The sequence below is a fragment of the Gemmatimonadaceae bacterium genome, assembly GCA_036504815.1.
GTDB lineage: Bacteria > Gemmatimonadota > Gemmatimonadetes > Gemmatimonadales > Gemmatimonadaceae > PNKL01.
In genome coordinates, this window is sequence record DASXUN010000001.1 from 19,470 (window position 1) to 40,418 (window position 20,949).

Below are 20,949 nucleotides of genomic sequence, written 5' to 3' on the forward strand. Positions count from 1 at the left end.
GTTATTCCTCGCTCCCGTTGCCGAAGGACCCGCCGCCAGTGACTTCGTTCGCGTCCATCGTGACGTGGATGCCCAGCGCCTGCAGTTCCTTGACAAGCACGTTGAACGATTCCGGCGTTCCCGGCTCGGGCAGGTTCTGCCCCTTCACGATCGCCTCGTACACGCGGCTGCGTCCGTTGACGTCGTCCGACTTGACGGTCAGGATCTCCTGCAGCGTGTGCGCGGCGCCGTAGGCCTCGAGGGCCCACACTTCCATTTCGCCGAAGCGCTGGCCGCCGAACTGCGCCTTCCCGGCCAGCGGCTGCTGCGTCACCAGCGAGTACGGCCCGATGCTCCGGGCGTGGATCTTGTCGTCCACCAGGTGGCTGAGCTTCAGCATGTAGACCTGGCCCACCGTCACTGCGCTGGTGAACGTCTCGCCGCTCCGCCCGTCGCGCAGGCGGATCTTGCCGAACGGCATGATGCCGGCGAGCCCGATCAGCTCGACCGCCGCGGCGTCCACGTCGGCCTCGCTCTTCTTGCCCAGCATCGCGGCCAGCGCCGGCAGCCCGCGGGTCTCGAGCAGCTCGGCCGCGGCCAGCGCGTCCAGCTTCTCCAGCTCCTTGGCCGCCTTCTTGAACTCGGCCTTCCGCGCGGCGTAATCCTCCTCCTCGCCGGCCGTCTCGTGGAACGCCTTCTCGTTGCGCAGGTTCGCATGCTCGCGATCGGCCCATTCCTTGGCCGCCGCGGCGAGGTACTCGCGCACCGACACGAAGATCTCCTTCGTCTCCGCCGACATCGTCCGGCCGTGCAGGTCGTTCAACGTCGCGTCGGCCAGCAGCTCCACCTTGTCGATGTTCTCCGCCGACGGCTTGATGTCGGCGAGCAGGTGGCGGATCTCCTTGTCGGTGATCACCGGCGCCTCGGACTGCAGCCCGAGCGACGACTTGGCCCACGTGACACCGGCCAGGCGCAGCAGCAGCCCGATCTCGCGCTCGTTGGCGCCGGCGAAGACCGGCGTCTTGGCGTAGAAGCCGAGCAGCTTGGCCGCCCAGCCGAGGTGCGTCTCGAGGATCTGGCCGACGTTCATGCGGCTCGGCACGCCGAGCGGATTGAGCACGATGTCCACCGGACGGCCGTCCGGCAGGAACGGCATGTCCTCTTCCGGCACGATGCGCGCCACGATGCCCTTGTTGCCGTGGCGGCCGGCCATCTTGTCGCCCACCGAGATCTTGCGCTTCTCGGCCAGGTAGACCTTGACCAGCTGGATCACGCCCGGCGGCAGTTCGTCGGGCTGGAGGATGCGGTCGATGCGCTCTTCCGCCTTCTCCTCGATCTTCGCCTTGACCTCGTTGGCCGCCTCGATGATCTCGCGCACTTCCTCGTTCACCTTCTTGTTGCCCACGCGGAAGGTCTTGAGGTCGAGCGTCGCGAGGCGCAGCGAGGCGAGGATCTCCTCGGTCAGCTTCGTCCCCTTCGGGATCGCCTCTTCCACCGTGCCGCTCTTGAGCGCGAGCTCGACGACCTGGCCGAGCAGGAGCTCCTTGATCTCCTCATCGCGCACGTCGTTGACGCGCACCTTCTCCTCGCCCTCGAGGCGGCGCACGTCGCCGATCCGCTCGCCGCGGTCCTTCTCGACCACCTGGTCCTCGACGCGCGAGAAGATCTTGCAGTCGATGACGACGCCTTCCATGCCCGGCGGCACCTTGAGCGACGAATCCTTCACGTCCTTCGCCTTCTCGCCGAAGATCGCCGTCAGCAGCTTCTCTTCCGGCGACAGCTCCGTCTCGCCCTTCGGGGTGATCTTGCCGACGAGGATGTCGCCCGGCTTCACGTGGGCGCCGATGCGGACGATGCCGCGCTCGTCGAGGTCCACCAGCGACTCTTCCGAGACGTTCGGAATCTCGCGCGTGATCTCTTCCTGGCCGCGCTTGGTGTCGCGGACGTGCAACTCGAGCTCCTGGATGTGGATCGACGAGTAGACGTCATCCTTCACCAGGCGCTCGGAGAGGACGATGGCGTCCTCGAAGTTGTGCCCGTACCACGGCATGAACGCCACGGTCACGTTGCTGCCGAGCGCGAGCTGGCCGTGCTCGGTGGCGGCGCCGTCCGCGAGGACGTCGCCCTGCTTCACCTTCTGCCCCAGCCGGACGGCCGGGCGCTGGTTGATGGCGGTGTCCTGGTTGGTGCGCCAGTACTTCTTGAGGCGGTAGCGGTCCTGCTGCGTGAGCCGCGCCAGCGGGGCGCCGGCGTCGCGCTTCCCTTCCTTGCCCTGGCCGGCGTCGACGATGATCTCGTCGGCCGTCACGCGCGTCACCACGCCCGCGCGGCGGGCGATCACCACCGCGCCCGAGTCGTGCGCCACCTTCTCCTCGAGCCCCGTGCCCACCACCGGCGTCTGCGGGTTGAGGAGCGGCACCGCCTGGCGCTGCATGTTGCTGCCCATCAGCGCGCGGTTGGCGTCGTCATGCTCGAGGAACGGAATGAGCGCCGCGGCGATGGACACCACCTGCTCCGGCGCCACATCCATGAAGTCGATGCGCGACGGCGGCACCAGCGGCACGTCCGACTGCTGGCGGCAGAGCACCAGTTCGTCCACGAACGTCCCGTCGGTGTTGAGCTTCGCGTTCGCCTGCGCGATGATCGCGTCCTCCTCGCGGTTGGCGTCGAGCCACTCCACGTCGCCCGTCACCTTGCCGTTGCGCACCACGAGGTACGGCGTCTCCACGAAGCCGAGGTCGTTCACGCGCGCGAAGCACGCGAGCGACGTGATGAGGCCGATGTTCGGGCCTTCCGGCGTCTCGATGGGGCACATGCGGCCGTACTGCGAGTAGTGCACGTCGCGCACCTCGAAGCCGGCGCGCTCGCGCGTCAGGCCGCCCGGTCCGAGCGCCGACAGGCGGCGCTTGTGCGTCAGCTCGGCCAGCGGGTTCGTCTGGTCCATGAACTGCGACAGCTGCGACGACCCGAAGAAGGCCTGGATGACGGCCGACACCGTGCGCGCGTTGACGAGGTCGTCGAGCGCGATCTTCTCGGTGTCCTGGTTGATGCTCATGCGCTCCTTGACCAGGCGCGCCATGCGCGACAGGCCGACGGAGAACTGGTTGGCGATCAGCTCGCCCACCGAGCGGATGCGGCGGTTGCCCAGGTGGTCGATGTCGTCCGTGTGGCCGCGCCCCTCGTGGAGCTCCACGAGGTAGCGGAGGATCGCGACGAAATCGTCGACCGTGAGCACGGTCGTGTCGGGCGACGTCGGCAGGCCGAGGCGCTGGTTGATCTTGTAGCGCCCCACGCGGCCGAGGTCATAGCGCTTGGGCGAGAAGAAGAGCCGCTCGAGCGCCTGCTTCGCCGTCTCCTTGTTGGGCGCGTCGCCCGGGCGGAGGAGCGAGTAGATCTGCTTGAGCGCCTCGTCCTCGGCGCGCGTCGGGTCCTTGAGCAGCGTGTTCTTGATCAGCTGGCTCTCGACGCGCAGCGACGGCGAGAAGACGTGCACGCGGTGCAGCTCGGCCTTGCGGAGGCGCTTGCACAGCATCTCCCGCAGCGCCTGCCCCGCCTCGGCGATGACCTCGCCCGTGTTCGGGTCGATCACGTCGAGCGCGATGACGCGCGGCGTCGACCGCTCGCCGCGCTCGATGGCGTCGAGCTCGTCGCGCAGGTCCACCGACATGTACGAGGCGAAGACCTTCACCTTGTCGATCTTCTGCCGGCGGAGGCGGTTGAACACCTCCTCGGTGAGCTCGTCGCCCACCTTGACCAGCAGCAGGTTCTCGTCGCGCTCGCGCTGCGCGCGCGCCTTCTTGGTCTTCGGCTTCGGCGCATCCTCGGCCGCCGCCTCGCCCGCGAGCTCGATGTCCTCGGCGACGATGGCGCCGATGACCTCGCGGTTCTCCGCGCGGCCCTCGCGCTTCTTCGTCAGGTCGAGCTCACGCACCGCGAAGAAGAGCCGCAGGATGTCGGCGTTGGTCCCGTAGCCGAAGGCGCGCAGGAGCGCCGTGGCCGGGAACTTCTTCTTCTTGTCGATGTGGACGTAGATGATGTCGTGGATGTCGACGGTGAACTCCACCCACGAGCCGCGGAACGGGATGATCCGGGAGCTGATCAGCCGCTGGCCGTTGGGATGGGTGCTCTCCTCGAACACCACGCCCGGCGACCGGTGCAGCTGCGACACGATGACGCGCTCGGCCCCGTTGATCACGAAGGTGCCGAGGTTCGTCAGCAGCGGCAGTTCGCCGAGGTAGACTTCCTTGCGGATCTCGTTCTTGAGGCGCTTGCCGTTGCCGGCGTCCTCGAAGACCCGCAGGGAGAGCGTCGCCTTGAGCGGCGCCGAGTAGGTCATGTCGCGCTCGATGCACTCCTCGACGGAGTACTTCGGCTCCCCGAGCGTGTACTTCTCGAATTCGAGCGAGAAGTTCTGGTGCACGTCCTCGATCGGGAACAGGTCCCGGAAGACGCGCTCGAGGCCGACATCCTCGACGTGTTTGGCGGCGGCATCCAGCTGGAGCAGTGACTCGAAGGCGCGCACCTGGATATCGAGAAGGTGCGGCATCTCCATCCGCTCATCGAGCTTCGCGAACGAAATCTGCTTGATCATTGCGGTTCCGGGAGTTCCGGTGGACAGGCGAAAACCGCCCGGGCCTCGCCGCCCGGCGGAGGGCCGGACGGCGGGTCAGGGCGTGCAACGCGTCAGTTGTACGGCAGGACGATGCGTGCGATCACGGGGGTCTTTGGGGCTGAGGGTGTGAGTCCGGCGGCGCGGAGATTCCGCACCGCCGGCAACCCCCGGCCTTACTTGACCTCGACGCCCGCGCCTTCGGCCTCGAGCTTGGCCTTCAGCTGCGCCGCCTCGTCCTTCGAGACGCCAGCCTTCACGGTCTGCGGCGCGCCATCGACCAGGTCCTTGGCTTCCTTCAGCCCGAGCCCGGTGATCTCGCGCACGACCTTGATGACCTGAATCTTCTTCGCGCCGGCTTCCTTGAGCGTCACCGTGAACTCGGTCTGCTCTTCCACCGCGGCCGCGGCTGCGCCGCCGCCCGCCGGGGCGCCCGCCGCGACGGCGGCGATGGTGACGTTGAACTTCGTCTTGAATGCATCGATGAGCTCGACCAGCTCGATGACCGACTTGTTGCCGATCGCCTCGAGGATTTCGTCGTTGCTCAGGGTCGTGGTAGCCATGGTTTCATTCTCCGTGTTTTCCCAGGAGTCCTGGGGCGTTGTGGATCAGGCGGACGCCTGGGGAATCAGTTGCTGCTGCCTTCGAGCTGGGTCTTCCGCGCGTCGAGCACGAGCGCGAACGACATCAGGACGCTGTTGAGGTATCCGGCGAACATGCTCAGGGCCTCGTCGCGGGTCGGCATCGTGGCGAGCTTGCTCACCATCGCCTGGTCGACCACCGCGCCTTCGTACACCCCGCCCTTGACCGCCGGGCGCTGGTCGTTGGCCTTGGCGAACTCGGCCAGGACCTTGGCGGCGGCGATGGCGTCCTTCGCCACCACGACGCCGGTCGGTCCCTTGATCGGCTGCCCCACCAGTCCGCACTCGTTCACCGCGCGGATGGCCAGCGAGTTCTTGATGACCACGTACTCCACGCCCGCCTTGCGGAGGCGGCGACGGAGGTCCGTCATCCGCTTCACGTTCAGCCCCGTGAAGTCCGTGTAGTACAGCGCATTCGCGCCCTTGATCTTGGCGCTGAGCTCGGCGACGAGCTTTTCCTTTTCTGTGCGTTTCATGGCTCGTTACCGGTAGGGGGTGGTGTCGACCTTCACCCCGGGGCCCATCGTCGACGAGACCGACAGGTTCCGCACGTACACGCCCTTCGCCGCCGCCGGCTTGGACCGGACGATCTGGTCCATGAAGGCGCCGAAGTTCGTCTCGAGGGCGTCGAGCCCGAACGAGACCTTGCCGATCTTGGCGTGCACATTGCCGCCCTTGTCGACGCGGAACTCGATCTTGCCCGCCTTGGTTTCCTTCACGGCCTGGCCGATGTTCATCGTCACGGTGCCCGCCTTCGGGTTCGGCATCAGGCCACGGGGGCCGAGCACGCGACCCAGCTGGCCGACCTGGCCCATCTGGTCCGGGGTGGCGATCATGACGTCGAAATCGGTCCAGCCTTCCTTGATCTTCGCGATGTACTCGGTGCCGACAAAATCGGCGCCGGCCGCCTCGGCTTCCTTCGCCTTGTCGCCGACGGCGATCACCAGCACGCGCACGGTCGCGCCCGTCCCCGCGGGGAGGACGACGGTGCCGCGCACCACCTGGTCGGCATGCCGCGGATCGACGCCGAGGCGCACCACCACCTCCACCGTCTCGTCGAACTTCGCGTACGCGCCGGTCTTCACCAGCTCGAGCGCCTGCTTGGCCGCGTACGCCTTGTCGACGGCGCGCTTGGTGGCGGCGGCGCGGTATTTCTTGCCATGCGTGTTGTTCGCCATCAGTCCTTGACCTCCACGCCCATCGAGCGCGCGGCGCCGGCCACCATGGCCATCGCCGACTCGATCGAGTCGCAGTTGAGGTCCGGCATCTTGAGCTCGGCGATCTTCTTGATCTGCGCCTTGCTGATGGCTCCGACCTTGTTGCGGTTGGGCTGACCCGACCCCTTGTCCAGGCCCAGCTCCTTCTTGATGAGGACGGCCGCGGGCGGCGTCTTCAGGATGAAGGTGAAGGACTTGTCGGCATAAATCGTGATCTCAACCGGGAGGATCGTATCCTGGCCCTGCGTTCGAGCGTTGAACTCTTTGCAGAATCCCATGATGTTGATCCCCTGCGGGCCGAGCGCGGTGCCGACCGGCGGGGCCGGATTCGCCTTGCCTGCAGGAATCTGCAGTTTGACGAAACCGACGACCTTTTTTGCCATGGTGCTCCTCTGACGTTCGGGCGGGGCGCCAATCGCCCCGCCGACTCCCACGGTGTGATTTGCGAGGTCGTGGTGGGCCTCGGTGCGTGAGTGCGGCAGCCGTCACACGCGGCATTCAGAGACGTCGGATGGCAGACGTCAGATGGCAGGTATCTGCCATCCGCCTTCTGCCATCAGCCATCCCTTCGGCGGCATCGCGGTCGGAGCGATTGAGGCATCGCTCCGCCGAGGGCGCTCCGCCTAGTGCGCCCGCAACTGCAGGTAATCCAGCTCCACGGACGTCGGCCGCCCGAACAGCGACACCGACACCCGCACCTTGCCCTTGTCGGGCATCACTTCCTCGACGACCCCGTTGAAATCCGTGAACGGACCATCGGTAATCGCCACCGCCTGCCCGACGAGGAACGGGATCTCCTCCTTCGGCGGCGCTTCCTCCGCCTCGTCGGCGATGCCGAGGAGGCGGCGCACTTCATCGTCCCGCAGCGGCTGCGGGTCGCGGTCCTTGCCGACGAACTTGATGACCCCCTGGATGCTGCCGATGGTGTGGAGCGTGTCCTCGCTCGTCTCCATCTCGACCAGCACGTACCCGGGATACACCTTGCGCTCGACCGTGACCTTCTTGCCGTTCTTGATCTCGACGACTTCCTGCACCGGCACGAGCGCCTGCCGGATGGCACGCGCCTCGGCGGCCGCCGGATCCGCGTCAATCTTCCGCTGGATCAGCGACCGCACCTTGTTCTCATGCCCAGAGGTCGTCTGGATCGCGTAAAACCGATGCACGCAGGCTCCTAGAACGCCGTGGGAAGCTTCACCAGCAGCTGCTGGAGCACCACATCCATCAGCGCGATGACGCCGCCGATGAAGAGCGAAAGCAGCACGACGCCCACGGAGAGCTGGCGCACCTGCGGCACGTCCGGCCAGGTGACCCGCTTCATCTCGGCCATCACGTCATGGTAGAACGCAATGGTCTTCTGCACGGGGCCCTGCTGCGGCACCACCTCGACGGCCATGGTTACTTCGTCTCCTTGTGCACCACGTGCTTGTTGCAGCGCGGGCAGTACTTCTTCCACTCGACGCGCTCCGGATGCAGGCGCTTGTTCTTGGTGGTGAAGTAGTTGCGATTCTTACAATCGTTGCACGCGAGGATGATCTTGTCGCGGGGCATTTCAGGTACCTGTTGGGTGCTGCTGGTATTGGCGGTTCACGGTTGACCGCCCCCGTGGCACTCCGTGCCATGCATTGAACGTTCCCTGCGTCCTGCCTCCTTCCAGAGCTGGCGATCGGGATTGAACCGATGACCTCACCCTTACCAAGGGTGTGCTCTACCGACTGAGCTACGCCAGCAACTCTGTTGCCTCTCTGCTCCAGAGCGGGAGACGGGGCTCGAACCCGCGACATCAAGCTTGGAAGGCTTGCGCTCTACCAGCTGAGCTACTCCCGCGAGTCTCCACCTGCTCGCTCGTCCTGCGTCGTGCTATTCCCGCTCGCGGCGTTGCCTCGTCGCCTTCGCCGCACCGCCAGTCACCGAGTGGTGGGGGAAGGATTCGAACCTTCGAAGGCATACGCCGGCAGATTTACAGTCTGCTCCCGTTGGCCACTTGGGTACCCCACCTTTGTCCTACCTCCAGCCCCCTCCTCGTTCCCAACCCAACAGAGCTGACGGCGAGAGTCGAACTCGCAACCGCTTGATTACAAATCAAGTGCTCTGCCAGTTGAGCTACGTCAGCGACTGGCCGTTTTTTGCGAGACTTGTAGAATACCCGGCCAACAGGCAAGTGTCAAGCCGTTGCAATTGTTGGCTTTACGGCGACTTGCGTCAGGCCTAGCGCACCTTCTTCCAGCGCGCGCCTTGTGGGGTGTCTTCGACGACTATCCCCTTCTCTTCCAAGGACTTGCGAATCGAGTCCGCCGCCGCAAAATCCCGCCGGCCCCGCGCCGCCTTCCGTGCCTCGATCTGCTGCGCCACCCACGCCTCCAGCGCCGCATCCACCCCTTCGCGGTCCGGGACGATGTCCAGCACGGCGTTGGCGCGCGCAAAGGCCTCGCGCGCGGCAAGCAGTCCCGCGGCGTCGCTCCCGCGCTTGTCGAGCTCGGCGTTGGCGTGATTGATGAAGACGAACAGCGCCGCCTGCGCGCGCGGCGCGTTGAGGTCGTCGCGCAGCGCCTCGTTGAACTCGGCCCGGAACGTCTCGGCCACTTCGGCCAGTTTCGCCGTCCCGCCGGTCGCCGACGCCAGGCGCTCCGCGAAGTCGCCCACGCGGCGCACCGCTTCCATGCTCGCCTCGAGCGCCGCCCCCGACAGGTTGAGCTGCTTGCGGTAATGCGTGGAGAACATCAGGTGCCGCACCGCGGCGGCGCTCACCTGCTGCGCGCGCAGGTCCTGCACCGTCGCCACGTTCCCCACGCGCTTGGCCATCTTGCTGCCGTCGGTGAGCAGGAACTCGCCGTGGCACCAGAAGCGGGCGAACGGCTTGCCGGTCGCCGCCTCGCTCTGCGCGATCTCGTCTTCGTGATGCGGGAACTGCAGGTCGATGCCGCCGGTGTGAATGTCGATCGTCTCGCCCAGCAGGCTCATCGCCATGGCCGAGCACTCCAGGTGCCACCCCGGGCGCCCGCGTCCCCACGGCGAATCCCACGCGGCGCCGCACGCTTCGTCGTCCGGCGTCGCCGCCTTCCAGAGCGCGAAGTCCTGCGCGTTCTCCTTGGCGTAGTCGTCCTGCGCCACGCGCGCCCCGGTCTTGAGCTCCCGCGTGTCGAGGCGTGACAGGCGGCCGTAGCCGGGGAACTTGTCGATCGCAAAGTAGACCGACTTGTCCTCGGCCTGGTACGCAATCCCCTTCTGCTCGAGCCGGCGCACGAGATCGACCATCTCGACGATGAAGTCGGTGGCGCGCGGGTAGTGTTCCGCGGCCTCGATGCGCAGGTAGTCGCGATCGGCGTTGAAGAGCGCGATCACCGGCTCCGTCACCTCGCGCACCGTCTTCTTCTGCTCGGTGGCGCGCTTGATGATCTTGTCGTCCACGTCCGTGAGGTTCATGACCTGCCGCACCTTGAAGCCGCTGTGCTTGAGCGCGCGGCGCAGCAGGTCGGCCATCAGGAAGGTGCGGAAGTTCCCGAGGTGCGCGGGATTGTAGACCGTCGGGCCGCACGCATACATGCGCACGGTCTCTCCATCGGCCGGCACAAACGGCTCGACGGCGCGCGACATCGAATTGTAGAGGCGGAACTCGGGCATGCCCCAAAGCTAGCCGGAGGCCTAGGGTACCGTCCACCGTCCCGGCGGCTCCGTGACGACGCGCGAGCGCAGCACCCGGATCCCTTCGGCACGGCAGAGGGCCAGCACCTCCTCCGCCGATCGGTCGGCGAGCGGGACGCGCACCGCGCCGTCCCGGCGGCACGACGCCGCGACGTGGCGCCGCAGCCGGGCGGCGGCCACGCGCGGGGCGCCGACGGCAAGCTCGAGCGCGTCGCGCGGCGCCGCCGCGCGCGGATCGACCCAGGCGACCACGCGCCCGGCGCGCAGGAGCGCCGCGCGATGCACGATGCCCGTGAGCACGCCGAGGTCGGCCGCTCCGACGAGCACGGCGAGACCGCTCGCCGCCGCCACCTGCAGCGCGTGCCGCATCTCCCGCCGGGCGGCGGGGTCGAGCCCGTCGAGGATCCCGTCGAGCGCGAGCATCGCCGGCGACGCCTGCAGCGCGGCCGCGAGGGCGACGATGCGCCGCTCGACGGGCGTGAGCGTCCCGACGCGCGCCGCCAGCCGATGCGCCAGCCCGAATCGCGCCAGCCACAGCTCCTCGACCGCCACCCGGCTGGCCCCGTGCAGTTCGCGCTGCACCGCGGCGAAGCGCAGCGACTCGCGCACGGTCAGGAACTCGTGCAGCAGTGCGTGGGAGGGGACGAATGCGGCGAAGTGCGACGGACACTCGGCCGCGTCGCGCCATCGCACCGCGCCGCCGTCGGCGCGCAGCATCCCGGCGACGATGCGCAGCAGCGTGCTCTTGCCGGCGCCCGGCGGTCCGGCCACGCCGACGATCTCGCCCTCATGCACGTCGCCGCACACGCCGTCCAGCGCGAGCGTGCCGCCGCGCTGTCCGCCGAACGCCGCGGCGTAGGTCTTGCGGAGATTGGTGAACGTCACGACGGCAGCTGACACGGGCGCACTCCGACGGAGATGCGCCGAGTGTGGCGGTGAGGCACGCCGCGCGCGTCACCATTCGTCTGCGCGGGGGCGCGAAAGTGCGCGGGTGGCGGCGCACGCGCCCCGCCTCCGCCGGCACCGCCGCCGAACCGTCAGGCGGCTTCGGCGGGTGCCTCGCTGCCGTACGACCGTTCGACCAGCAGCTTGCGCACCACGACCAGCAGCACGGCAAGCCCCGGCACCGCGACCAGCAGGCCGAGCGGGCCGAGCAGCTTGCCACAGATGAGCACGCTCATGATGGTGAGCACGGGCGGCAGGTTCGCGTGCTTCTGCATGAGGAGCGGGTTGACGAGGTTGTTCTCTACGGCGTGGATGACGAAGCCGAAGACCACCACGAGCAGCGCGCGCACCCAGTCGCCCTCGGCCAGCACGAAGAGCGCGGGGAGCAGGGACGACACCAGGGTCCCGAAGAACGGAACGAGCGCCACGACGCCGGTGAAGAGGCCGAAGGTCAGCCAGTACGGGACGCCGAGGATCCACAACCCGAGGGCGGTGAGCGCGCCAAGCACGAACATCGCGAGCAGCTGGGCGAAGGTCCACGCGCGCAGCGCCGTGGTCACGCCGGTGATCACGTCGCGCGCCGCCTCGCGATGGCGCGGCGGGATGAGCGTGATGAACAGGTCGCGATAGATGTCGGGGCGCAGCGCCAGGTACAGCGCCATCACGAGGACGCCGACCAGGTTGATGAAGCCGTGCAGCACGCTGAAGACGCGCGGCACGACGTCGCCGACGAAGCCGTTGATCTCCTCGATCGCGAGCTGCACCAGCTTGTGCTCGCCCGGGCGCACGAGATCGCTTCCGCCGGGGATGCGGCCGATCAGCGCCTCCAGCTGCGCTTCCCACGCGGGGATGTAGCGCGGCAGCACGGAGAACAGGTCGCGGGTCTGCGCCACCACCGGCCCCACGAGCAGCGACCCGATGCCGAGGACGGCGATGATGGTGCCGGCGATGGCGAGGGCGAAGGCGGCGCCTCGCGGCAGGCGCGTCCGCGCCATCAGGAAGTCGGTGGTCGCGCCCAGATAGACCGCCATCAGGATGGCGATGAACAGCAGCAGAAGCAGGTCGGCGACGCGCCCCGCCAGCCAGACGAGGAGCGCCGCCGCCGCCACACCGGCGAGCGCCGGGCCAAAGCGGCGCGGCGCCACGGTGTCGTTCAACTACTGCTTCTCCTCACGCGCGTCCTCGATCTCGGCGTGCGCGATCTCCTCGCCCGCCCCGATCTGCCGCGGCGGCGCGGATCCGCCCGCGCCGAGCAGCCCCATCTTCTGCTTCAGCGCGAGGAGCTGCGCGTCGGCCGAGGCCGCGCCGGCCACCTTCTCGAGCTGCTTGAAGTCGTGCTGCAGCCGGTCGCCGGTGAACTCCTCCTCGATCTCGGTGCTCGCCTTCAGCATCCGCTCGTTCTGGTCGATGCGCTCTTCCATGCGGGCGAAGGCCTCGAACGCCGACTTCTCCGACATCGACGACATGGTCTCGTTGATGCGGGCCTGCGCCTGCGCGCGCCGCTGGCGGGCGAGCAGGAGGTTCTTCTTGCGCTTGGCTTCCTCGATCTTGTCGTTGAGGTCGCGGAGCGAGTTCTTGAGCTTCTCGGTCTCGGCCTGGTGCGACTGCCAGGTGCTCTCGAGCTGCTGGCCGTGCGCGAAGTGCTCGCCCTGCCGCACCAGCGCCTGCTTGGCCAGGTCGTCGCGCCCTTCCTTGACGGCGAGCATCGCCTTCTGCTCCCAGTCCTGCGCCGCCTTGTATTCCTGCTCCGCCTGGTCCTTGAGGCGCTTCTCGTCCGCGATCGCGGCCGCCACCTGCTGCTTGGCCTTCTGCAGCTGCGAACGCATGTCGACGACGATCTGGTCGAGCATCTTCTCCGGATTCTCGGCGCGCGAGATCAGGTCGTTGATGTTCGACTTGAGCAGCGTGGTGAAACGGTCCCAGATACCCATTGTCACTTTGCCTCGCTGATCGTCGCCAGCTCGCGGAGATGCGAAGGCAGGGCGAGCGTGATGCTTTCGTAGGCGGCCAGGAATTCGGTGAAGTCGAGGTGGTCGAGTTCGAGCGCCTCGGTCAGCACGATGGAGCCGTTGTCGATGCCGTACGACCCGTGCAGGAGGTCGGTGGCATTGAATTCGAGCAGGCGCCGGTTGAGCCGCGCCGCCGTGGCGTCATCGGCCGGATAGTCCATCACCTTGACCCGCAGCACGACCACGGGCGGCGAGTGGTGGACGACGACGTTCAGCTCGAACTCGCCCCCGGGGTTGACGGCCCAGAGCCCGGGTTCGATCTCCCGGTACGTCGCGCCTTCATTGGACAGGCGGTCGAGAAATTTCTCGATGTCTTCGCGGTTGACCATGATCGTTCCTGCGTGAGCGTGTGGGGATCCTACGCCCGCCTAACTGGTGAAAGTTTCACACTGACACGGAGGAGCGCCAGTGAACGGCCCGGAACGAGGAGGTGGTAGAGGCTAGGCGAGGGGGGACGAGACGCGGAACGAGAACGGAGATGAATTGTGCGCCCTTAGACTTCCCTCCTCGTTCCGACTCCCGTCCCTCCTTGCTGGGCCTCTACCTCCTCCCCGTTTCCGTCACCCCTTCTTCAATTGATAGAGCCGCTCGCGCGCCAACCGCCGTCCCGTGGGCGTCGCCGCGAGCCCTCCGCCCGCCGTTTCGCGGTATCGGACATCCATCTCCCGGCCGATCTGCCCCATCGTGTCGATGACCTCGTCGGCGGGAATCGCAAACTCGATGCCGGCAAGCGCCATCTCGATGGCCGCGAGAGCGATGGCGCTCCCAGTGGCATTGCGGAAGACGCACGGCAGCTCGACGAGCCCGCCCAGCGGATCGCAGACGAGGCCGAGCGTTCCCTGCTGCGCCAGCGCGACGGCGTGGCCGCACTGGGCCGGCGTGCCGCCGAGCATCTCCACCGCCGCGCCCGCCGCCATGCCGGCGGCGGCGCCGGTCTCGGCCTGGCAGCCGCCCTCGGCGCCGCTCAGCGACGCGCGCTCGGCGATGACCGCACCAATGAGGCCGGCGGTGGCGAGCGCATCGATCAGCGCGTCGTCGCCGAGGCCGCGCGCGTCGGCCAACCCGGTGAGCACCGCGGGGAGGACGCCGGCGCCGCCCGCCGTCGGCGCGGCGACGATGACACCCATGGCGGCATTGACCTCCTGCACCGCGAGCGCGCGCATGAGCACGTCGCGAAAGGGCGTGCCGCTCAGCGGCCCCGCCGGACCTTCGCGCAGCTTGGCGGCGTCGCCGCCGACCAGCCCGGACGCGCTGCGCAGGTCGCCCGCCGCGCCGCGGCCGACCGCCTCGCGCATCACGGCGAGCGCGCGGCCGAGCGCCGCGCGAATCTCCGGCACCGGACGGCCGTGATCGAGCGACTCGGCGTCGAGCGCGACGTCGCTCAGGCGGAGGCCGCGCGACTCGGCGTCGTGAATGGCGGAGGCGAGGGAGGTATACATGCGGGATCGGAACGAGGAGGAGGTAGAGACCTGGCGAGGGGGGACGAGTGCAGGAACGAGAACCGGGGTCTACACCGTCACCCGGTCCAGCCGGAACGCCCAGCGCACCCATGGCAGGGCGCGGATGGCGTCGCGCACCGCATCGGATGGCGGCTCATCCACTTCAATCACCATGAAGGCATCGCCGCCGCGACGGCGACGCGAGACGCGCAGCGTGGCGATGTTGACGCCGGTGTCGGCAAGCAGCGTGGTGATGCGCGCGATGGAGCCGCGCGTATCCTCCGCCACGAGCACGATGGTGTGATGATCGGCGTGCACTTCCACCGGATATCCGTCGATGTCGTTGACGAGGATGCGTCCCGCGCCGAGCGACGATCCCACCATCACCGACGTGCGGTCGCCGCGCTCGACGGTGATGCGCACCGAGTTGGGGTGCACCTCGTTTTCCTCGCCCAGCTTGGTCTTCGCGAAGGTGTAGTCGAGTCCCTCGCCGGCAGCGATGTCGAGCGCCGTGCGCAGCCGGTCATCATCGGGACGGAACCCCAGGAGGCCGCCGACGATCGCCTTGTCGGTGCCATGTCCCTCACCGGTGCGCGCGAAGGAGCCGTGCAGCTCGATGTGCGCCTTCTGCGGCGTGCCTCCGACGAGGTTGCGCGCGAGCAGCCCCAGCCGGCACGCGCCGGCCGTGTGGCTGCTGCTGGGGCCCACCATGACGGGGCCGATGATATCAAGAATCGAGACCACGATTGAGGATCTGGAATCCGGAATGGGATTGAGGATCACGAATGCGGATTGTGATTGGCGACGGACAGCCATCCGCCATCAGCCATCCGCCATCAGCCATCCGCCATCCGCCATCAGTCGTCTGCCATCAGCCGTCTGCCTTCAACAACTACCGCGTCCACTCAGCGCGCCTCCAGCATCCCCCGCAAGAACTGCCCCGTGTAGCTCGCCGCGACCGCGGCCACTTCCTCCGGCGCGCCGGCGGCCACGATGCGGCCGCCGCCGGCGCCGCCGTCGGGACCGAGGTCCACGATCCAGTCGGCCGTCTTGATCACATCGAGGTTGTGCTCGATCACCAGCACGGTGTTGCCGCGGTCCACCAGCTTGTGCAGCACTTCGAGCAGCATGCGCACGTCCTCGAAGTGCAGGCCGGTGGTGGGCTCGTCGAGGATATACAGCGTGCGGCCCGTGTCGCGCTTGCTGAGCTCGGTCGCGAGCTTCACGCGCTGCGCCTCGCCGCCGGAGAGCGTCGTCGCGCTCTGGCCAAGGTGAATGTAGTCGAGGCCGACGTCGTGGAGCGTCTGCAGCTTCTGCGCGATGCGCGGCTGGTTCTCGAACAGCGCCAGCGCGTCCTCGACCGTCAGGTCGAGCACTTCGCTGATGCTCAGGCCGCGGAACCGCACGTCGAGCGTCTCGCGGTTGTAGCGCTTCCCCTTGCACGTCTCGCACGTGACGTAGACGTCGGGGAGGAAATGCATCTCGATCTTCACCAGCCCGTCGCCCTGGCACGCCTCGCAGCGCCCGCCCTTCACGTTGAACGAGAAGCGCCCGGGGCCATAGCCGCGCATCTTCGCCTCGGGGAGCTCGGCGAAGAGGTCGCGGATGGGCGTGAAGAGCCCGGTGTACGTCGCGGGGTTCGACCGCGGCGTCCGCCCGATGGGGCTCTGGTCGATGTCGATGACCTTGTCGAGATGCTCGAGTCCGGTGATGCGGCGGTGCGCGCCCGGAATGACGCGCGCCCGGTAGAAGTGGCGCGACAGCGCCCGCTGCAGGATGTCGCTGATCAGCGTGCTCTTCCCCGACCCGGAGACGCCGGTGATGGCGGTGAAGCAGCCGAGCGGCACCTCGAGGTTGATCTCCTGGAGGTTGTGCTCGCGCGCGCCTTCGACGACGAGCGCGCGCCGCGGGTCGCGCGGGCGGCGCTGCGGCGGCACCGGAATGGACTTCTCGCCGCGCAGGTACGCCCCCGTCAGCGAGCCCGGCGTCGCAATCACTTCCTCGACCGTCCCCTGCGCCACGACCTCGCCGCCGTGCTTCCCCGCCCCCGGCCCGAGGTCGATGAGGTAGTCCGCCGAGCGAATGGTCTCCTCGTCGTGCTCGACGACGAGCACCGTGTTGCCGAGGTCGCGCAGCCGCTTGAGTGTCGCGAGCAGCCGCGCGTTGTCGCGCTGGTGCAGCCCGATGCTCGGCTCGTCGAGAATGTAGAGCACGCCCACCAGCTTGCTGCCGATCTGCGTGGCGAGGCGGATCCGCTGGGCCTCGCCGCCCGAGAGCGATTCGGCGGAGCGGTTCAGCGTGAGGTACTCGAGCCCCACATCCACGAGGAAGCGCAGGCGCTCGGAGACTTCCTTGACGATCGGACCGGCGATCTCCGGATCGAGGCCGGGACGGCCGCTGGCCCGGAGCGGCACCTTTTCAATGAAGGCGAGCGCGTCGGCGACGGAGAGCTCGACGAAGTCGCCGAGGTTCATCGCATTGATCGTGACGGCCAGCGACTCGGGCTTGAGGCGCGAGCCGCAGCACTCGGGACACTCGGCGACGAGCATGTACTCCTCGAGCTCGGTGCGCACGTTGTCGCTGGTCGTCTCCGACCAGCGGCGCTGCACCGTCGCCAGGATCCCTTCCCACTTGGCGTCCCCGGTCTTCGCGGGAATGCCGTGCAGCAGGGCGTCCTGCACCTTCTTCGGCAGGTTCCCCCACGGCGTGTTCAGCTCGAACTTCAGCTGCTTGGCGAGCCCGGGGAGGATGACGCGCCGCAGGTAGCCGTCGGGCTCGCCCCACGGGAGCACCACGCCCTCGAGCAGCGAGATGCTCGGGTCACCGAGCACGAGTTCGGCGCTGGCGAGCCGGCGCACGCCGAGGCCGCTGCAGGCCGGACAGGCGCCGAAGGGCGAGTTGAACGAGAAGTGGCGCGGCTCGAGTTCGGGAAGCGAGAGCCCGCAATCCGGGCACCCGTATCGTTCCGAGAAAAGATGTGACGACTGCTTGGACCCTTCGTGGCGGCGGACCTCGACGAGTCCCTCGGCGAGGCGGAGGGCCGTCTCCACCGAGTCGGCGAGGCGTCCGCGGTCGCTCACGCGCACCGTGAGCCGGTCCACCACGACGGCGATGTCGTGGTTCTGACGACGGTTCAGCGCCGGTGGCGAGGCGAGCTCCACCAATTCGCCGTCGACGATGGCGCGCACGAAGCCCTGCTTGCGGGCGTTCTCGAACAGCTCGCGGAACTCGCCCTTGCGGCCGCGCACGAGCGGCGCGAGGACTTCGATGCGCGTGCCGTCCGGCCACGTCAGGAGGACGTCGGCAATCTGCCCCGCGCTCTGGCGCTCGACGGGGCGATGGCAGTTGGGGCAGTGCGGTGTGCCCGCGCGGGCGTAGAGCAGGCGCAGGTAATCGTAGATCTCGGTCACCGTGCCGACGGTCGATCGCGGGTTGTGCCCGGCGGTCTTCTGCTCGATGGAGATGGCCGGTGACAACCCCTCGATGGCGTCGACATCGGGCTTCTCCATCAGCCCGAGGAATTGCCGCGCGTAGGCGGACAGCGACTCCACATAGCGCCGCTGGCCCTCGGCAAAAATCGTGTCGAAGGCCAACGACGACTTGCCCGAGCCCGACAACCCCGTCACCACCGTGAGGCGGTTCCTCGGGATCGTGACGTCGATCTCCTTGAGGTTGTGTTCGCGGGCGCCGCGGACGATCAGGGCTTCTTCTGCCATAGCTTTGTAAGATGGCGCAGGGGACCAAAAGATGGGAGCCGGACCTGTTACCCCGCCGTAGGGGTCGGTTCGCATCTTTATGGTTGTGGCCAGTTGGCCGACCCCGTCACCCGCGGGCTAGATTGTAACGATCTCCCCGACTCCCCCCGCCACTCGTGAATAGCCGCGACCCGCGCCCGACACCCGCGCTGCCCAGTTTCGACCCCGCCCAGCTCTCGTTCGGCGACGTCGAGGCGGTGCCGCAGCTGCGCGTGGACCGGCAGGGGGAAGGCACGGGCGGAGCGAATGAGTCGGCGATGGCGTTTCGCGAGCCCCCGGTCTGCGGCGAGTCGTCGTACGACGATGTCGTGGATGCCGGGCTCAGCTGGTCCGTGCGCATCGTACAGGAGGCGGAATCGGCGCCGGCCGCACCGCGCCCGCGTCCGGCGCCGAAACCGGCGGTCGCCGACCACCGGCCGGGCGATCTGACGCGGCCTGCCGCCGCGCGCCCCGCCGGTTCGATGCGCACCACGGGAAACCACACGACGCCAGACTCTCCAGCGGCCGCGAAGCGCCCCGCGCCAGTCGCCATACCCTCCGCGGCGCTCGATCCGCTCAAGCGATCCACCGAGATGTCGCCGCGCGACGCCGAAGCGGCCATCGCGTACTCTTTTGCGCTCGAGAAGCACGGCAATGCGTCGGCCGCGCTCGAGGCGCTCGACCAGTGTCTTGCGGCGGGGGGCGACGAGCTGCGGCTCATCTGCGCCCGGGCGTTTCTGCTGGGCAGCCGGCTCAAGTACGATCTCGCGGAGGCCGAGCTGAAGCGGGCGGCCAAGCTGCGCATCGACGATCCCGAGGTGCAGCTGCAGGTGGGGATCCTCGCCTGCCGCCGCGCGCGGTGGCGCGATGCGGTGGAGCCGTTGCAGAAGGCGGCGGCCCAGCGCACTGACGATGCGCTGGCGCACTTCTACCTGGGCGAGGCGCTGAACCACGTCGATCAGCTGACGCCCGCGCTGCGTGCGTATGAGCATGCGACGCAATTGGACCCGGCCAACTGGCGCGCCTTCAAGGGCGTGGGGATCGTCCTCGACCGACTGGGGCGTCCCGCGGACGCGGCGGTCGCCTATCGCCACATGCGCGAGGCGCAGGGACGGTAGTGCGCATCGGATCATCAGCGGTGGTGACGCCACGCGCTCGCACCGGGCGCGGTAGGGTGCGGGTCGCCACGGCGGTCATCGTGCTCGCCGCCTGGACGGGCGGCCTTGCCCTGCTCGTGCGCCGTGAGTTCTTCCAGGGTCGGGCGGAACGTCTCGCCGAGGCGGCGATGCGCCTCAGTCCGGGCGCCACGTTCTACACCGTCGAACAGAACGGCGTGCGCATCGGCTTCGCGTCCACGACCATCGACACCGTCGCGAACGGGATCGAGGTCACCGACTATTTCGTGGCCGACCTGCCGCTGGCCGGCCGCGTGCATCGCGCCTCTGCGCGATCGGTGGTGCTGCTCTCCCGCGCGCTGGCGCTGCGCACCTTCGACGTGCAGGCCGAGGCGGCGGAGACGCCGATTCGCGTCGTGGGACGCACCGAGGGAGACAGCCTGGTGGTCTTCGCGATGGATGTCCCCGGACAGCCGGCCGACACGCAGCGGATCGCGGTGCGCGGTCCGGTGCTGGTGCCGACGCTCGCCCCGCTCGCGATGGCGCTCGGCGAGACGCCGAAGACGGGCAAGACGTACCGCCTGCCGACGTTCGACCCGCAGCAGATGCAGTCACGCGACGTGGCGCTCACCGTGCAGGCCGAGAGCCTGTTTGTGGTGGACGACTCGGCGCGGTTCGACGCCGCGGCGAAAGTCTGGACGAGCGCGCTGCGCGACACCGTGCGCGCCTGGCACGTGACGGGCGAAGGCGGCGGCTTCGACGGCTGGGTGGACACGCAGGGCCGTGTCGTCGTGGCCCGTCAGGCCGCGGGGATCGTGCTGCGACGCACCGCGTATGAACTCGCCTTCGAGAACTGGCGCATCGCCCGCGATGCCGCCGCCGCGGCCGGCGTCGGGCCGTCGCGCGACATCTTCGAGAGCACCGCCATTTCCGCGGGCGTGGCGCTCAACGCAACTGCCCTGCCGCGGCTGCGGGTGCGGCTCACCGGCGTTTCGCTGGCCGGCTACGCCCTCGACGGCGGACGCCAGCAGCTGCGCGGCGACACGCTGCTGGTCGAGCGGCGTGCGGCGCCGAGGACCTCATATTCGCTGACCACGCGTTCGCCGGAGTTCCTCGCACGCTTCAAGGCGGAACTGGCCGCCGAGCCGCTGCTGCAGGCCAATGACATCGCCATCGTGCAGAAGGCGATCGCGATCACCGGACTCGAGCGCGACGCCCACCGGGTGGCCGAGAAGCTGAACCGGTGGGTCCACGATTCGCTGAAGAAGGAAGTGACGTTCAGCGTGCCCAACGCGCTGCAGGTGCTGCGCGCCCGGCGCGGTGACTGCAATGAGCACACGCAGTTGTACGTGGCGCTGGCGCGCGCGGTCGGCATCCCGGCGCGCATCGCCACCGGACTCGCGTACGTGCGCGGCAAGTTCTACTACCATGCCTGGCCCGAAGTCTGGCTCGACGAATGGGTGCCCGTGGACCCGACGTTCGGCCAGTTCCCCGCCGATGCGGCGCACCTGCGCTTTGTCGTCGGCGGGCTTGGGCAGCAGGCGGAGTTGCTGCGACTGATCGGCAATCTGGAAATACGAATACTGGCGGGAAACGGGCGACCGTAGACGGGAGGTTCGACT

The 20,949-nt window shown here is 68.3% G+C and carries 18 protein-coding genes and 4 tRNA genes; 2 read left to right on the forward strand and 20 right to left on the reverse strand.

Annotated elements, in window-relative coordinates:
• Position 1: 1 nt before the first annotated feature.
• From rpoB to uvrA, 20 genes are all read right to left on the reverse strand, one after another.
• Positions 2-4,570 carry a DNA-directed RNA polymerase subunit beta gene (gene rpoB, locus VGJ96_00055; protein HEY3285494.1) on the reverse strand — a complete coding sequence of 1,523 codons (4,569 nt, stop codon included), beginning with the start codon at positions 4,568-4,570 and terminating at the stop codon, positions 2-4.
• Between the two features lie 194 nt (positions 4,571-4,764).
• Positions 4,765-5,151, reverse strand: a complete 387-nt coding sequence (gene rplL, locus VGJ96_00060; GenBank protein ID HEY3285495.1) for a 50S ribosomal protein L7/L12 — start codon at positions 5,149-5,151, stop codon at positions 4,765-4,767.
• Positions 5,152-5,216: 65 nt separating this feature from the next.
• Positions 5,217-5,705 carry a 50S ribosomal protein L10 gene (rplJ, locus tag VGJ96_00065; GenBank protein HEY3285496.1) on the reverse strand — a complete coding sequence of 163 codons (489 nt, stop codon included), beginning with the start codon at positions 5,703-5,705 and terminating at the stop codon, positions 5,217-5,219.
• A 6-nt stretch (positions 5,706-5,711) separates the two neighbouring features.
• A complete protein-coding gene (gene rplA, locus VGJ96_00070; GenBank protein ID HEY3285497.1) occupies positions 5,712-6,407 on the reverse strand; it encodes a 50S ribosomal protein L1 in 696 nt (231 codons plus the stop codon).
• A complete protein-coding gene (gene rplK, locus VGJ96_00075; GenBank protein ID HEY3285498.1) occupies positions 6,407-6,829 on the reverse strand; it encodes a 50S ribosomal protein L11 in 423 nt (140 codons plus the stop codon). The genes rplA and rplK overlap by 1 nt, the downstream gene beginning before the upstream one ends.
• A gap of 240 nt (positions 6,830-7,069) precedes the next feature.
• Entirely contained in the window at positions 7,070-7,609 is a 540-nt protein-coding gene (nusG, locus tag VGJ96_00080; protein HEY3285499.1) for a transcription termination/antitermination protein NusG, read from the reverse strand.
• Positions 7,610-7,617: 8 nt separating this feature from the next.
• The gene (gene secE / locus VGJ96_00085) at positions 7,618-7,839 is read right to left on the reverse strand and encodes a preprotein translocase subunit SecE (GenBank protein HEY3285500.1); all 222 of its coding nucleotides are present in this window, start codon (positions 7,837-7,839) and stop codon (positions 7,618-7,620) included.
• A gap of 2 nt (positions 7,840-7,841) precedes the next feature.
• Positions 7,842-7,994, reverse strand: coding sequence for a 50S ribosomal protein L33 (gene rpmG / locus VGJ96_00090; GenBank protein HEY3285501.1), 153 nt, complete (start codon positions 7,992-7,994; stop codon positions 7,842-7,844).
• A gap of 106 nt (positions 7,995-8,100) precedes the next feature.
• Positions 8,101-8,173 (reverse strand) — tRNA-Thr (locus VGJ96_00095).
• A 24-nt stretch (positions 8,174-8,197) separates the two neighbouring features.
• Positions 8,198-8,270 (reverse strand) — tRNA-Gly (locus VGJ96_00100).
• Positions 8,271-8,358: 88 nt separating this feature from the next.
• A tRNA-Tyr gene (locus tag VGJ96_00105) sits at positions 8,359-8,441 on the reverse strand.
• A 42-nt stretch (positions 8,442-8,483) separates the two neighbouring features.
• Positions 8,484-8,556 (reverse strand) — tRNA-Thr (locus VGJ96_00110).
• A gap of 95 nt (positions 8,557-8,651) precedes the next feature.
• The gene (gene cysS / locus VGJ96_00115; GenBank protein ID HEY3285502.1) at positions 8,652-10,064 is read right to left on the reverse strand and encodes a cysteine--tRNA ligase; all 1,413 of its coding nucleotides are present in this window, start codon (positions 10,062-10,064) and stop codon (positions 8,652-8,654) included.
• 21 nt (positions 10,065-10,085) lie between these two features.
• A complete protein-coding gene (locus tag VGJ96_00120) occupies positions 10,086-10,985 on the reverse strand; it encodes an ABC transporter ATP-binding protein (GenBank protein ID HEY3285503.1) in 900 nt (299 codons plus the stop codon).
• Between the two features lie 137 nt (positions 10,986-11,122).
• Positions 11,123-12,187: an AI-2E family transporter gene (locus VGJ96_00125; protein ID HEY3285504.1), complete on the reverse strand. Its 1,065-nt coding sequence runs from the start codon at positions 12,185-12,187 to the stop codon at positions 11,123-11,125.
• The gene (locus VGJ96_00130) at positions 12,188-12,961 is read right to left on the reverse strand and encodes a PspA/IM30 family protein (protein ID HEY3285505.1); all 774 of its coding nucleotides are present in this window, start codon (positions 12,959-12,961) and stop codon (positions 12,188-12,190) included.
• 2 nt (positions 12,962-12,963) lie between these two features.
• On the reverse strand, positions 12,964-13,368 hold the full coding sequence (locus VGJ96_00135) for a hypothetical protein (GenBank protein HEY3285506.1): 405 nt from the start codon (positions 13,366-13,368) through the stop codon (positions 12,964-12,966).
• A 231-nt stretch (positions 13,369-13,599) separates the two neighbouring features.
• Complete coding sequence (gene sdaAA, locus VGJ96_00140) at positions 13,600-14,478, reverse strand: L-serine ammonia-lyase, iron-sulfur-dependent, subunit alpha (GenBank protein ID HEY3285507.1); 879 nt, start codon at positions 14,476-14,478, stop codon at positions 13,600-13,602.
• Positions 14,479-14,547: 69 nt separating this feature from the next.
• Positions 14,548-15,222, reverse strand: a complete 675-nt coding sequence (gene sdaAB, locus VGJ96_00145) for an L-serine ammonia-lyase, iron-sulfur-dependent subunit beta (protein HEY3285508.1) — start codon at positions 15,220-15,222, stop codon at positions 14,548-14,550.
• Between the two features lie 161 nt (positions 15,223-15,383).
• Positions 15,384-18,194 (reverse strand): excinuclease ABC subunit UvrA, encoded by a 2,811-nt coding sequence (uvrA, locus tag VGJ96_00150; protein ID HEY3285509.1) that lies wholly within the window; start codon positions 18,192-18,194, stop codon positions 15,384-15,386.
• A 155-nt stretch (positions 18,195-18,349) separates the two neighbouring features.
• Here uvrA and VGJ96_00155 point away from each other — a divergent pair, with 155 nt between their 5' ends.
• Positions 18,350-19,330: a hypothetical protein gene (locus VGJ96_00155; protein ID HEY3285510.1), complete on the forward strand. Its 981-nt coding sequence runs from the start codon at positions 18,350-18,352 to the stop codon at positions 19,328-19,330.
• A 23-nt stretch (positions 19,331-19,353) separates the two neighbouring features.
• Complete coding sequence (locus VGJ96_00160) at positions 19,354-20,934, forward strand: transglutaminase-like domain-containing protein (GenBank protein ID HEY3285511.1); 1,581 nt, start codon at positions 19,354-19,356, stop codon at positions 20,932-20,934.
• Positions 20,935-20,949 lie beyond the last annotated feature (15 nt).